The 14243-nt window shown below is 39.3% G+C and carries 14 protein-coding genes; 11 read left to right on the top strand and 3 right to left on the bottom strand.

Features of this window, described 5'->3' with window-relative positions; all coding sequences use genetic code 11:
• The first annotated feature begins 21 nt into the window (after positions 1-21).
• The 3 genes from KHA88_RS18120 (at position 22) to KHA88_RS18110 (ending at position 2303) form a co-directional block, all read left to right on the top strand.
• The gene (locus tag KHA88_RS18120; protein ID WP_213122623.1) at positions 22-1050 is read left to right on the top strand and encodes an STAS domain-containing protein; all 1029 of its coding nucleotides are present in this window, start codon (positions 22-24) and stop codon (positions 1048-1050) included.
• A gap of 144 nt (positions 1051-1194) precedes the next feature.
• The gene (locus KHA88_RS18115) at positions 1195-1647 is read left to right on the top strand and encodes a VOC family protein (RefSeq protein WP_213099652.1); all 453 of its coding nucleotides are present in this window, start codon (positions 1195-1197) and stop codon (positions 1645-1647) included.
• A gap of 14 nt (positions 1648-1661) precedes the next feature.
• Complete coding sequence (locus KHA88_RS18110; protein WP_213099653.1) at positions 1662-2303, top strand: ThuA domain-containing protein; 642 nt, start codon at positions 1662-1664, stop codon at positions 2301-2303.
• Between the two features lie 16 nt (positions 2304-2319).
• Here the strand turns inward: KHA88_RS18110 and KHA88_RS18105 are convergent, their stop codons facing one another.
• The 3 genes from KHA88_RS18105 to KHA88_RS18095 are packed head-to-tail and all read right to left on the bottom strand — an operon-like array spanning position 2320 to position 5017.
• Positions 2320-3180, bottom strand: a complete 861-nt coding sequence (locus KHA88_RS18105; RefSeq protein ID WP_213099654.1) for an endonuclease I family protein — start codon at positions 3178-3180, stop codon at positions 2320-2322.
• 12 nt (positions 3181-3192) lie between these two features.
• Complete coding sequence (locus KHA88_RS18100; RefSeq protein WP_213099655.1) at positions 3193-4749, bottom strand: ABC-F family ATP-binding cassette domain-containing protein; 1557 nt, start codon at positions 4747-4749, stop codon at positions 3193-3195.
• A gap of 16 nt (positions 4750-4765) precedes the next feature.
• A complete protein-coding gene (locus KHA88_RS18095; RefSeq protein ID WP_213099656.1) occupies positions 4766-5017 on the bottom strand; it encodes a hypothetical protein in 252 nt (83 codons plus the stop codon).
• Between the two features lie 129 nt (positions 5018-5146).
• On the opposite strand from KHA88_RS18095, the gene KHA88_RS18090 reads away from it, so the two are divergent.
• From KHA88_RS18090 to ptsG, 8 genes are all read left to right on the top strand, one after another.
• Entirely contained in the window at positions 5147-6394 is a 1248-nt protein-coding gene (locus tag KHA88_RS18090) for a GTPase family protein (RefSeq protein ID WP_213099657.1), read from the top strand.
• 123 nt (positions 6395-6517) lie between these two features.
• A complete protein-coding gene (locus KHA88_RS18085) occupies positions 6518-7471 on the top strand; it encodes a Gfo/Idh/MocA family protein (protein ID WP_213099658.1) in 954 nt (317 codons plus the stop codon).
• Between the two features lie 291 nt (positions 7472-7762).
• Entirely contained in the window at positions 7763-7846 is an 84-nt protein-coding gene (locus KHA88_RS21495; protein ID WP_430413681.1) for a putative holin-like toxin, read from the top strand.
• Positions 7847-8197: 351 nt separating this feature from the next.
• On the top strand, positions 8198-9610 hold the full coding sequence (pabB, locus tag KHA88_RS18080; protein WP_213099659.1) for an aminodeoxychorismate synthase component I: 1413 nt from the start codon (positions 8198-8200) through the stop codon (positions 9608-9610).
• Entirely contained in the window at positions 9594-10175 is a 582-nt protein-coding gene (gene pabA, locus KHA88_RS18075; protein WP_213099660.1) for an aminodeoxychorismate/anthranilate synthase component II, read from the top strand. The genes pabB and pabA overlap by 17 nt, the downstream gene beginning before the upstream one ends.
• A gap of 2 nt (positions 10176-10177) precedes the next feature.
• A complete protein-coding gene (pabC, locus tag KHA88_RS18070) occupies positions 10178-11023 on the top strand; it encodes an aminodeoxychorismate lyase (RefSeq protein ID WP_213099661.1) in 846 nt (281 codons plus the stop codon).
• A gap of 107 nt (positions 11024-11130) precedes the next feature.
• Entirely contained in the window at positions 11131-11973 is an 843-nt protein-coding gene (gene glcT / locus KHA88_RS18065; protein ID WP_213099662.1) for a glucose PTS transporter transcription antiterminator GlcT, read from the top strand.
• A 165-nt stretch (positions 11974-12138) separates the two neighbouring features.
• Positions 12139-14178 (top strand): glucose-specific PTS transporter subunit IIBC, encoded by a 2040-nt coding sequence (gene ptsG, locus KHA88_RS18060; RefSeq protein WP_213099663.1) that lies wholly within the window; start codon positions 12139-12141, stop codon positions 14176-14178.
• Positions 14179-14243: the final 65 nt, after the last annotated feature.

Raw genomic sequence — 14243 nt, 5'->3', positions numbered from 1 at the left:
AAGGATATTTGTGGAGGGTAGATGCGTGTGAAGTCAAATGAGTATTCGAAGGCAATAAATAGCGCTGAATTTTATTGGGATATGGATCGGGGTTTATTAAAATTCCAAGGGGAAGATGTTCTGCTTTTCTGGATAGATTCAGCTTTTAAAACCTTAATGGATACAATTGAAGAAATTGTCGGTGAAGAAAGCGCCCGTGTAGTAATGGAAGCCACTGGCTATCGTACAGGCACTATTGTCGGCGAATTTTTTGTCCAGCACACCGAGACTATGGACGAGCTTCTTGCGCTGTTACCTGACATTTATATGAGCGCCGGGTGGGGAGTTTATACAATTTTAGAATTTTCTACTGAGAAGAAGGCAGCAGTAATTGAACTTCGCGAGGATTGGGAAATGAAAATCAATCGCCAGCAAAATAAAAAAGAACCCGGTAGCTTTCTTGCTGGCCATTGGGCTGGTATTCTTTCAGTGCTGTTTAAAGAAAAGATATGGTATGAAACGGTAAAGCATCCATTATTTGGTGATGAAGTTTCGGAAATTAGATTTTTTTCAGCAAATACTTCACCTGCAGAGAATATTAAAGAATTACTTGACGGAAAAGAAGAATTTGAAATTACAAAACTCGAGGCGATTGTGGAGGATAGGACTAGAGAACTCAACAAACTAGTCAAGGATTTATCCTCTCCTATTATCCCTGTGTTGGAAAACATAGTGGTAGTACCGATGATGGGGCGTTTCGATGAATGTAGATCAAGCGAATTAATTGAAAAAACTTTGCATGAGGTCACTGAAAATCAATCTCACATTATCATATTCGATGTAACTGGAATGAAGGAAATGGATAATTATGTAATTTCCTTACTGGAAAATGTTACACAGGCCGTGTCCTTGGTTGGAGCAGTTCCAATAATTGTTGGCATTACCCCTAATTTAAGTATGCAATTGGTTTCAAAAGGTATATATTTGAATGAATTTAAATGCTTCGCAACGTTAAAACATGCCGTTCACTACGCACTAGCTCTAGAAGGAATGCAGATTATATCTAAGTAATATAAGGAAACACGCACTTCTTTTAAGAATTGCGTGTTTTCTTATATTGACCGGTGAAATGACGAATGGTAGAATCGATTTACCGAATTTTCTAAAAAAGCCAATATTTTTTTGAAATCGCTTTAAAAAAAGGAGAGTTTAATCATGAGCAAAAATTTATTAGGCAATAATTTCATCACACAGATTGGGATTCTAGTACATGATATTGAAAAAACTTCACAAGTGTATGCTGACTTCTTTGGGGTAGATAAGCCTGAAGCGATTATTACAGATACTGTTGATAAAGCACAAACGGAATATAGGGGAGAATCAACCGTAGCGAGAGCAAAACTAGCATTCTTTAATATGGGATCACTTCAACTAGAATTAATAGAGCCGGACGAACATCCAAGTACTTGGAGAGAATATCTTGACGAGCATGGGGAAGGTGTGCATCATATTGCCTTTGAAATTGAAGGTATGAAAGAAAAGGTTCAATTATTAGAGGGAGCGCAAATGCCACTAGTTCAAAAAGGTGAATATGAAGGCGGACGATATGCTTATATTGACTCAGTTAAAGATTTGAAAGTTATGCTTGAGCTACTGGAAAACGATTAAAATGAGGTGAAAAAATGTCGAAGCGAGTAATTGCATTTGTCGGAGATTTTTATCATAAGAAGGAGTGGGCGGTCGCATCACTAAACAAAGCACTGGAATCAGTTCCAGAGGTAAGCGTGGAATATCTCTCTGCAGAAAATATGATAGAACATTTGCGGAGTAATCCTGATTCGGTTATTTTATTTAAAGAGAATCGTCTAAATCCACAGGACGATGAAATTAAGACTTGGATGGACGATGAAGTTGCATCAGCAATAAGTGAATATGTAAAAGAAGGCGGCTGCTGGATTGCCTGGCACTCAGGTCTAGCATCCTATGAAAATATTACTGAATATACGTCATTGTTAAAAGGCTACTTTGAACATCATCCGGATAAACATCAAGTTGTTACATATATTTCAGAGCCAGGGACAGACATAATTGATCACCATGTACAGTTCGAAATATTGGATGAGCATTATTTCGTTTACTGTGATGAAGATAATACAAATGTATTTCTAAAATCCAAATCTGTAGACGGTTCATCTATCGCAGGATGGACACATGAGTATGGTCATGGACGTGTCGTCTGCCTGACTCCTGCCCACCTAGAAGAGGGGTTGCTTCACCCCATATTCATAGAACTTCTCACCAACTCAATAAAAATAGGCAATTAAAAAAACCGCCAGACTTTTACCGTCTGAGCGGGAAATATAAGGTGTCCACCAAATCAGGGAAATCAATGAATGGATTACGATTTCCCTGGATCTTAAAAATCGCTTGGTTGCGATGTTTTTCATAGATAGCTGGAGGGAATTCCTCATTCCACTTCCTTAAAAGTTTAAAATTAATTTTTCTGTTATAAGGTTTCTGGATTGTATCCGGATAGCGCAGTATGAAATAAAGCATAGCACGTGCAACTGTCCCTTTTCCATATTCCGGCTCAAATAAATCATCAGAAGCGACTCCGCAATGATTCTGAATCCTTTCATTTGGCGATTCCGGCTCGTAATAGGGAAAATCATAATAGGCATAATTGGAGCGGGTGGCATTGCAGTGTGGTTCGCAGGCAAACATATGATGAAGATCACCTTTCATCGGCTCACGCCCTGCAAACCATGACTGTGGAACGATATGCTCCGCATTGAATTTAAATTCTTCTGGTATGGTTTGGGCAATTTGCTCATTTGTCCCAAACTCCCGTCGCCGATTTTGAATTTCGTAATCTTGCTTCAATAAATTCTCAGGATTGTTTTCTTCCCCCGAATAAATATTGTTTATGGTTCCGTCAGGCTGAAGCTCTACCCATGTATATAACTCGTCCTTGCTAATAAAATAAGGCAGCCGGTTTTTATGCGAATCCTCGACTAGAGATTGAAGCTCCCGAAATCTCTCATGCGAGTCTTCGATAGTGAAATCAAAGGATTGATAATATTCCCGAATTTGCTTAACGTCCAGCTCTTCATCATAATAAATCCTACTATTTTCTCTTATTTTTATTCGATTTTCTTCTAAGTCTTTAAGCATTGATTCAAGACGCTCAACCTTCATCATTTTTCAACTCCGTTAAAAAACCTTAGTTGTCCACGATTCACAATTCCATATTTCAGTGGCGATATCTTGGTAAAATTCCGGCTCATGACTTATGAGAAGGATGGAACCTTTATAAGCTTGAAGTGCCCGTTTTAATTCAGCTTTTGCATCTACATCTAAATGGTTCGTCGGCTCGTCAAGGACGAGTATATTTGTTTCGGTATTGACAAGCTTGCAAAGCCTAACCTTAGCCTTTTCACCACCGCTTAACACATCTACTTTACTTTCAATATGCTTTGTTGTCAGACCGCATTTAGCGAGAGCAGCTCGTACTTCATACTGGGTAAATGAAGGGAACTCATTCCATACTTCTTCAATGCATGTGTTGGAATTTCCACTTTTGATTTCCTGTTCAAAATAGCCGATATGCAAGTAATCCCCTAAGTCGACACTACCAGATACAGGGTTAATTTCTCCAAGTATACTCCTAAGTAATGTCGTTTTTCCAATTCCATTTGCTCCAGTTAACGCGATTTTCTGGCCGCGTTCCATTCGAAGTTTCAGTGGTTTTGAGAGCGGTTCTTCATAGCCGATAACAAGATGATTAGTTTCAAAAATAACTTTTCCTGATGTTCTTGCTTCTCGGAACTTGAATTCTGGTTTCGGTTTTTCTCCAGACAGTTCAATGACTTCCATTTTATCGAGCTTTTTCTGCCGCGACATAGCCATATTACGGGTCGCAACCCTTGCCTTGTTGCGGGCAACAAAATCCTTCAGTTCGGAAATTTCTTGTTGTTGTTTTTTGAATGCCGCTTCTAGCTGCTGTTTCTTCATTTCATATACTTTCATAAAATCATGATAGTCACCTGCATAGCGGTTCAATTCCTGGTTTTCCATGTGATAAATCAAATTGATGACGCTGTTCAAAAAGGAAATATCATGAGAAATAAGAATAAAAGCATTTTCATATTCTTGAAGATAGCGCTTCAGCCATTCTATATGAACTTCATCCAAATAGTTTGTAGGCTCGTCCAAAAGAAGAATATCCGGCTTTTCAAGCAACAGCTTGGCTAGTAAGACTTTTGTTCTTTGGCCGCCGGATAATTCTTGTACATCCCGGTCCAGGCCGATGTCATCAAGTCCGAGCCCGCGAGCGATTTCTTCCACCTTGGAATCAATAAGATAAAAGTCATTATTAGTGAGCATGTCTTGCAAAACACCAGTTTCCTCTAACAATTGCTCCAATTCTGCAGGAGACGCTTCGCCCATTTTCTCGTATATTCCATTCATTTCTGCTTCAAGATCAAATAAATATTGGAAAGCCATTTTTAGCACATCTCGAATCGTTAAACCTTTTTCAAGAATGGCATGCTGATCTAGGTAGCCGACGCGCACTTTTTTTGCCCATTCTACTTTTCCTTCATCAGGCTGAAGCTTGCCTGTAATAATATTCATAAATGTTGATTTGCCTTCGCCATTGGCGCCAATGAGCCCAATATGTTCGCCTTTCAATAAACGAAATGATACATTATTGAAAATTGCCCTATCGCCAAAACCGTGGCTTAAATTATTTACGGTTAAAATACTCATATGTTTGCACCTAGTTTCATTGAAGATTAAGCTTTTGTAGAGCTGTTCGTTTTAAATAGCAGTCTAAAGTTCCAAGTTCACGGTTAAGAAGAACCTCCATTTCTTCCAAATGGGGCCGCTCAACAGCAGGATCTTCCTTTGACCAAAAGACTGTATAAATAAAATAATAATCCTTAATTTGTCTAAAAACTACCTCTGAATGGGGAAATTGATCAAAACGAGCTTTAATATTATAGCGCTTCGTATAAGACCATTTAAGAATTTTCATTTTCAAAGACCTTTCCTTTCATAGTCATATTATAAGCTGAAAGTGTAAAGATGAAAACAAAAACAGGGGTTCAACTGTTCTTTAATGGGGAAAGTATCTGTAAGAGATTGAGATTGCGAGGGATCAAACATGAGTAACGAGAAAGAGTCTAATTTTGAATCTATTTTTTCAAATATAAAAGCACAGGTTGATAAATTGCCGCTATCTGGAAAATCCAAAAGTAAAATGATGGATAAGTTGAGTGATTTGAAAGAATTGACAGTGGACGCGCGCGAACCCAGAATCGCACTCGTGGGAAGAAGGGGAGCGGGGAAGTCTTCTCTCGTTAATGCTTTGTTTAGTGAGGAAAAGCAACTTGTAAGCTCTGTCCAGGCGGGAACTGGGAAAGGCAAATGGCTTTGGTATCCTTCAGAGGAGAATAAAAAGATTAGACTTCTTGACTCACGAGGACTTGGTGAGAGTGAGAAGCCACTCGAACAAATTGAGAATAAAACTGCACTAGAACAATTGCAGAAAGAAGTGGAAGCTGAGCAGCCAGATGTTTTTTTATTTTTGATTAAAGCAAAAGAAACAGATGCAAGAATTGAAGAAGATTTACAGGAGTTAAATAAATTGCGTGAATTTATCTGGAATAAGCATCAATATGATGTTCCGGTGATTTGCATTGTTACGCAAGTGGATGAACTGGATCCTCCCTATTATAAGCAAATTCCGTTTGACGCAAATCCGGAAAAAGCTAAAAATATTGCAACAGCCATGGAGTTAATGGAAAAACGTTTTAAGGAGAGCGAAATACCGCTATTGAAGATCATTCCCGTATGTACATACGTCGATTTTGATGAGACCGGAAAAATTTTATATGACATGCGTTGGAATGTTGATGAGGTTGCTTCCTACTTAATTGATTCATTACCAAATGAAGCAAAGATCAAAACAGCCAAAGCATCGCAGGCCATTTCAGCTAAAAAAAAAGTAGCACAAAAAGTTATCATGACAATGGCCGGCATCGCAGGAATCATCGGGCTTGAACCGATACCATTTGCCGATATGCCACTTTTGACAGCAGTTCAAGCGTTGATGATTATGGCGATTGCTTATATTGCCGGGCGTGAAATCAGCCGGACAACAGCTGTTGAATTTATTGGCGCAATGGGTGCGAATCTTGGACTTGCATTCGCCGTTAGGGAAGGGGTTCGTTCAGCCGTTAAATTAATTCCTGCTGCTGGGAGTGTAATATCAGGCGCAGTTGCTGGTGGGGTCACATACGGAATTGGCCAGGCTGGAGTTGCCTATTTTATTGATGGAAATGATTTGTCTAAGGCAAAGAAAGTTTTTGAAGACGGGAAAAAACAGTATAAGAAAAGGGCCAAATATTAATGGAAATTAAGATTTTGATTTAAGGGGTTCCATTTTCTTTTAATTTATTTCTACATTAGTTGAAACTTCGATGCCCGAAGGATATGATTTTATAGAAGAGAATAGAGATGGCGGGTGTTGAGTATGGGGAAAATAAATATTGGAATTATAGGGCTTGGTGCGGTTGGAGAAAGACTGTTAAAGCAGTTTACAGCACATCCTGAAACAAATGTTACAGCTGTTAGTGATGTTAATGTAGCGCGACTTGAGGAAATGAAAAGGGATTTACCTGAAGCATCTACTTATACTGATTACCGTGAATTGCTTCAAGATAAATTAGTTGATCTCGTGTATGTGGCTGTTCCACCGAAATTTCACCATCCAATTGTAGTGGATGTGCTTAAAGCAGGAAAGCATGTATTGTGTGAGAAACCACTAGCAAATTCATTGGAAGAAGCGAAAGAAATGTTAGAGCTAGCGGAAACTGCTGGCGTTGTCCATGCAATTAATTTTCCTCTTCCTTATAGTAATCCAGTTGAAGTGTTGGAGGAGAAAATTCGCGGTGGCTATATCGGCAACCTTAAGCGAGTTGAGCTAACGATGCAGTTTCCTACATGGCCTCGTGAGTGGCAGCAAAATCCATGGATTGCCGGTCGAGAACAAGGTGGATTTGTTCGTGAAATCACGCCTCATTATATCCAGTTGATGCATCAACTATTTGGTGCAGTTAAAAACATTCATACATATATTGAGTATCCGGAAAATGAGGCACAATGCGAAACTGGAATTATTGCACGGATGGAGCTCGAAAACGGTGTTCCCATTTTGGTAGATGGGCTAAGCGGAATTGGCAAAAAAGAAGAAATTAACTTTCGTATGTATGGGGATAAGGGAGTATTGTCTCTCCTAAATTGGAGCGTTCTTACAGGCAGTAATCTATTAGAACAAGAGAATGTAGAAATAGAAAGAGAAAATGCCAGGACCGGATTAATTGATGAGCTTGTAAAAGCGATTTCCGGTGAACGAGCGAAACTCGTCACATTTAAAGAAGGGTTTGCTGTTCAGGAAGTGCTGGAAAAATTACTGGAACTTAAATAAATCATATAATAAAAAGACTAAAACCGCCCTTGAGTACTCCCAGCTCTGGCGGTTTTAGCACACACTATGTGCCGATCCCCAAAACGGGAACCTGCTATTGCATGGCCGTTTCGATGTTACCAGCATCGGAACGGTTATTTATATTATATCCCAATGTCATATAAATAAGTTTCCTATTGCAATATTCTGTAAAATTCATGCACGCTATATGTTATACTTGAGAAGCAATAGAATAGGTTTCTCATGGGCGGTCGGCACACGTTTCCTCCATAAGGAGGGAGGTGATGCCGTATGACAGTATATGAAGCACTATCTGCGATGTTCACATTCGCAATATTGATCATAGCCATACTGTCATTTAATAAAAAAGACTAAAACCGCCCTTGAGTTTTCCCCACTCCGGCGGTTTTAGCACGTTGTATGTGCCGATCCCCTAACGGGAACCTGCTATTGTATGGCCGTTTCGATGTGTCTTGCATCGGAACGGTTTTTTTACTTTAAAGTCTTCTTACTTGCATTATACCTTAATCTATATTAATTTAAAACGTTTTGTTTTCCTTATTCGGATAAAATATTGGTAAAGAAACGTCGTATGAATGTAAATTAGAAGGATGTGCTTATTATGCTATGCAAAGTTTATTAAAAGATTACCGTTATGGGGAGATTAAATGGTAAAATCTTATCAGATAAAATATCATCGGTATTTAGAATGGAAGTGGCGTTCAATTGGTAGTAGAACCAGTTTTATATAAAAAAATTCCCTTTACGAAAGAAAGGTTTTTTCAATCATATTTGTCCTTAACAGCGAATGAGGATCGACACGTCTTGCTAGAAAGCGGGCGGACCGGCCGGTATAGTATCGCTGGAATAAAGCCGTTTGCCGCGATTCAAGCAAACCAAAAGCAAGTTGAAATTGATCAAGGGGGCGAGCGGACTGTTGTTTCCGGTAAACCACTCGCGGTGATGGAAAAGTGGATGAGCCAGTTTTCATTTCCACCCCAACATGGGCTACCTGATTTTCAAGGAGGGGCCATTGGTTATATTAGTTATGATTATGGGCAATGTATTGAAAAACTCCCGGATATTGCAGATGATGATTTGAAGTTACCTTTGTTACATTTTCTTGTTTTTGACGAGTGGGCTGTTTTTGACCATGAAGAGGAATGTTTATGGGTAATGGTTTTGAACCGTGGGCCAGCACAAGAAAGGCTAGAAACAGCAAAAAATGCATGGCTTTCTGATCCGGTTGAGCTTGACTCAACAACTGTTTCTGATGAAAAAAATAACGAACTCCAAGTTTCGTTTACAGAAGACGAATTCATTATTGCAGTTCAAAAAGTACAAGCATATATCGCTGATGGAGACGTTTTTCAAGTTAATTTGACTGTTAGACAGTCACGGGAGCTAGCTATCCCTCCAATTGAAATATATAAAGAGCTTCGTGATCTTAATCCGTCTCCATATATGGGCTATATACACACACCGGAATTCCAGATTGTTTCAGGGTCTCCGGAACTTTTAATAAAAAAAGAGGACAATATTGTAAGTACAAGACCAATTGCTGGTACGAGACCTCGCGGCAAAGATCATGAGGAAGATATGCGGCTTGCAAACGAGCTGATTGAAAATGAAAAAGAGCAAGCAGAGCATATCATGCTTGTTGATTTAGAAAGAAATGACCTTGGAAGAGTATGCGAATATGGGTCCGTAAAGGTAGACGAATTAATGACGGTTGAAAAATATTCGCATGTGATGCACATCGTTTCTCATGTAAGCGGTAAGCTAGCGGAAGAAAAAAGTTCATATGACTTAATTGAAGCTGTATTTCCAGGTGGAACGATTACAGGGGCACCGAAAGTTCGAACAATGGAAATTATAGAAGAATTAGAGCCGGTAAAACGTGGAGTATATACAGGCTCTATTGGCTGGATCGGCTTTAATGAGGATGTCCATTTGAATATTGTTATTCGGACGATGCTTGTAAAAGCGGGAATATGTCACGTTCAGGCCGGTGCGGGTATTGTGATTGATTCCGACCCAAAAGCGGAGTATGAGGAATCGCTGAAAAAAGCAGCCGCACTTTGGAAAGCGAAGGAAGTGGCTGAGAATAGGGGGACGAATGATGATTCTCATGATTGATAATTATGATTCATTTACATACAATCTTGTACAATATTTCGGTGAGCTTGGCGAAGACATAATAGTAAAGAGAAATGATGAAATTTCTATAGAAGAAATTGAAAAACTTGCTCCCGATCACTTAGTGATTTCACCTGGTCCTTGTACACCAGACGAAGCGGGTATTTCGCTCGATACCATTCGTTATTTTGCCGGAAAGATTCCAATTCTCGGTGTATGCCTCGGCCATCAGGCCATTGGGCAAGTATTCGGGGGAGTGGTTGTAAAGGCGGAACGTTTACTGCACGGGAAAACATCGCCGATCTTCCACGATGGAAAAACAGTTTTCACTGGAGTGGATCAGCCATTCAGGGCAACACGCTATCATTCTTTAATCGTGAAAAAAGAGGGACTTCCCGATTGTTTGGAAGTATCTGCATGGACTTCTGAGGGCGAAATAATGGGAATCAGACATAAGGAATTACCAGTTGAGGGCGTCCAGTTTCACCCTGAATCAATTATGACAGAATCAGGGAAGCAACTGTTGCAAAATTTTCTCGATTCCTTTCGACTGGAAGTAAGTTGAATATGTATATGTATTTGAACGGCGAATTTATTGAAACAAGTAAAGCAGTGATCTCTCCATTGGACCACGGATACATTTATGGTCTTGGCGTGTTTGAAACATTTCGAACATACGGCGGGCATCCATTTTTACTTGACGATCATTTGGAGAGATTGAATAAGGGGCTTGAAGAACTTCAAATCAATCGGCAATTTGCTCGTTCTGAAGTATCTTCCATTATTGAAGAGCTCTCAAGCTTGAATAATTTGCAGGATTCTTATATTAGGTTTAACGTCTCGGCAGGTATTGGGGAAATCGGACTGCAAACTGAACCATATGATTCACCAACTGTCATTATGTATCAAAAACCGCTTCCGCAGATGGAACAGCTACGAGAAAAAGAAGCTGTTATTTTAAAGATTACTCGAAATACTCCGGAAACTGCAAACCGATTAAAATCGCATCACTTTTTCAATAATGTAGCTGCAAAGCGAGAGCTCGGACCTGATCCGAGCAAGGAAGGGATTTTTCTTACAGAAGCGGGATTTTTAGCAGAAGGTGTCACTTCGAATTTGTTTTGGGTTAAAAACGGAATGCTCTTTACTCCTGGGCTTGAAACTGGCATATTAAATGGCATTACTCGGAAATTTGTTTTAAAAATGGCGGACCGATTAGGCATGCCCGTTGAAGAAGGTTTATATTATACTTCAGAATTAAAGAATGCTGAGGAAATATTCTTTACGAATTCTATCCAGGAAATTATCCCCGTTAAAAGTTTTGGCCAGGAGCGTTTTCCGGGAAAAGCCGGACATTATGTACAGAAATTAAACGGTATGTATCAAAAATATGTTCAATCCCCGGGTCAATGATATTATATTGAAACATTCTAATATAAATTGATTCCGCTTAAAACATAGCCAATAACTGAATGTTTAATGGTAAAATAGTATGAAGGATAAATATTGGAGATATGTTTATGGAAAAGTTTTTAATCAAAAAGTCTTTAAATAATAATGTTCTGATTGCTACAGATGTAAGCGGTAATGAAGTAATTCTAATCGGACGTGGAATCGGTTTTAGCAGACAATCAGGAGATCACATCGTTCAAGAGAAAGTGGAAAAAATGTTTGTATTAAAAGACCCGGATGAACAGACACAATACAAACAATTACTTTCCAATCTCGATGATGAAAAACTGAAGGTGATTATTTCCGCAGTTGAAATTATTCATAAACGGGCAGGTATGCCGTTGAATGAGCATATCCATGTTGCGTTGACAGATCACTTAGTTTTTGCAGTTAATCGGATGAAAAAGGGGATGGGGATTCGTAACCCTTTTTTGCTTGAGACAAAGGGTCTTTATCCCAAGGAGTTCGAAATTGCGGCTGAAGTAACGGAAATGATCAACAAACATCTTACTGTTGAACTTCCAGAAGGGGAAATTGGATTTATCGCTCTTCATATTCATAGTGCACTTGTGAATAAAAATGTTCGTGATCTCGCGCTACACTCTGATCTTATTGTTCGGCTTGTGAAAATGATTGAGGAACAATTTGACATAGAAATTGATAAGAGCAGTATCGATTATATGCGTCTCATCCGGCATCTCCACTTTACAATTGAGCGGGTGGTAAGAGGGGAAGAAGTAGCAGAGCCTGAGAAAATTACTTCTCTGTTGAAAACGGAATATCCGATATGCTATAATCTTGCATGGAAGCTGATTAAAGTGATGCAGCAAACATTAAAGAAACACGTATATGATGCAGAAGCCGTTTATTTAACACTGCATTTGCAGCGAATTCAAACGAAAATGAAATAATTGAATATACTTTTAACGTGTTACTGATTCGATCAGGCATGAGTTAAGAAGGATGAGTGAAAATAGGAGAATAAAACTCTTATTTCCTATCATCTTTTTTACTCATGCCTTTTTTGTTTGCTCTTACTTTTAAGAAGAAAAAAATTTTTTTAGGAGGATTATCGAATGTTTAAAAAAGCATTTGGTGTATTGCAAAAAGTTGGTCAAGCTTTAATGTTACCAGTAGCCCTTCTTCCAGCAGCAGGTTTACTGCTTGGTATTGGTAATGCTGCTCAGCAAGAAACAATGCTAAATTTCATGCCTTTCTTGTCTGCAGATTGGATACAGTTAACAGCTAGCGTTATGGAGGATGCTGGTGGTATTATTTTTGGTAATTTGCCACTTATATTTGCAATAGGAGTTGCGATTGGATTAGCGCGGGATGGAGCGGCGGCTCTTGCTGCACTTGTTGGGTATTTAGTAATGAACCAAGTAATGAGTTCATGGCTGGGAATTACTCCAGAAATGATGGCTGATAACCCGGGTTATGGCCTTGTTTTCGGGATTCCTACATTACAAACGGGTGTTTTTGGAGGAATTATCGTAGGGCTGATTGCTGCTTTTTGTTATAACAAATACCATAATATTGAAATGCCCTCTTTCCTTGGATTCTTTGCCGGAAAACGATTTGTTCCGATTGCTGCAGCAGCAGCATCTTTTGTCGCAGGTTTATTATTACTATTAATTTGGCCTCCGATTCAAGCTGGAATGAATAATGCGTCTCTTTGGCTCATTGAGGAAGGAACATATATAGCGGTCTTCTTCTTTGGATTTATTAAACGACTGCTCATTCCATTTGGGTTGCACCATATTTTCCATGCTCCGTTTTGGTATGAGTTCGGTTCTTATACAACGACTAGTGGTGCAGTAGTTCGCGGTGATATGACGATCTTCTTTGCTCAACTACGAGATGGTGTAGAAATAACAGCTGGTAACTTCATGGCTGGAGAATTTCCAATTATGATGTTTGGTTTGCCAGCAGCAGCACTTGCGATGTATCATGCAGCACGACCTGAAAAGAAAAAGCTTGTTGCAGGACTCTTAGCATCTGGTGCTTTAACTTCTTTCTTAACAGGGATTACTGAACCAATCGAGTTTTCATTTTTATTCTTGTCACCAGTACTTTTCCTAATCCATGCGATTTTGGATGGTTTATCATTCGTTTTAATGACATATCTTGGCGTAAATATTGGCTACACGTTCTCGGGTGGTGGAATCGACTTTTTCCTATTTGGAATATTGCCTGGTAGAGAGCCATGGTGGATCGCGATTTTACTCGGTTTAGTTTTTGCGGTCATTTATTATTTCTTGTTCCGTTTCATGATTAGCAAGTTTAACCTCATGACACCTGGACGAGAAAAAGATGAAATTGAAGAAGAGGAAACGGCTTCAAAAGGCAATGCGGATCTTGCTTACAATATTCTTGAAGCAATGGGCGGAAGAGAAAATATCTCTAACTTAGATGCTTGTATTACTCGACTCCGTGTTTCCGTTAATGATATTAAAGATGTGAATAAAAAAGAGTTGAAAAAATTAGGTGCTGCAGGTGTACTTGAAGTTGGAAATAATATTCAAGCAATCTTTGGTCCGCGCTCAGAAATAATTAAAGGACAAATGCAAGATATTATGAGTGGTAAAAATCCTCGTCCAGCGGAAGTAGCCAAGCCAACAAATGTAGAGCGCACTGCAAGCCTAAGCAACAATCATCAAACGGCTGATAAAATTGTTTCCCCGATTACGGGTGAACTTAAACCAATATCAGAGGTTCCAGATGCAGTATTTTCTCAGAAAATGATGGGAGACGGGTTTGCTGTTATACCTACTGACGGAAAAATCGTTTCTCCTGTAGATGGAAAAATCATCAATGTGTTCCCGACTAAACATGCAATCGGTATTCTATCTGAAAGTGGCCGGGAAATACTCATCCATGTGGGTATAGATACAGTTAAATTAAATGGTGAAGGATTCGAAGTATTTGTATCGGAAGGAGACACCGTGAAAGCTGGTCAGCCTCTTTTACAAGTCGATCTTACCTTTATTGCAGCAAATGCACCTTCAACCATGACGCCAATCGTCTTCACAAATTTGGCTGAAGGAGAAACAATTTCCCTTGAAACAAGCGGCCAAGTAAAAGCCGGAGACCAAAACATAATCTCAATAAAGTAAATCGGGTGGTGCCTGTCACGCCCCGAACTTTGTCGGAAAATCAGGGGCATGGCTGCTCCTGGTTT

It is taken from the genome of Lederbergia citrea (assembly GCF_018343525.1).
GTDB lineage: Bacteria > Bacillota > Bacilli > Bacillales > Bacillaceae_C > Lederbergia > Lederbergia citrea.
Note: the sequence above shows the minus strand (reverse complement) of the source record. Positions and strands in the feature narration are given on the sequence as shown.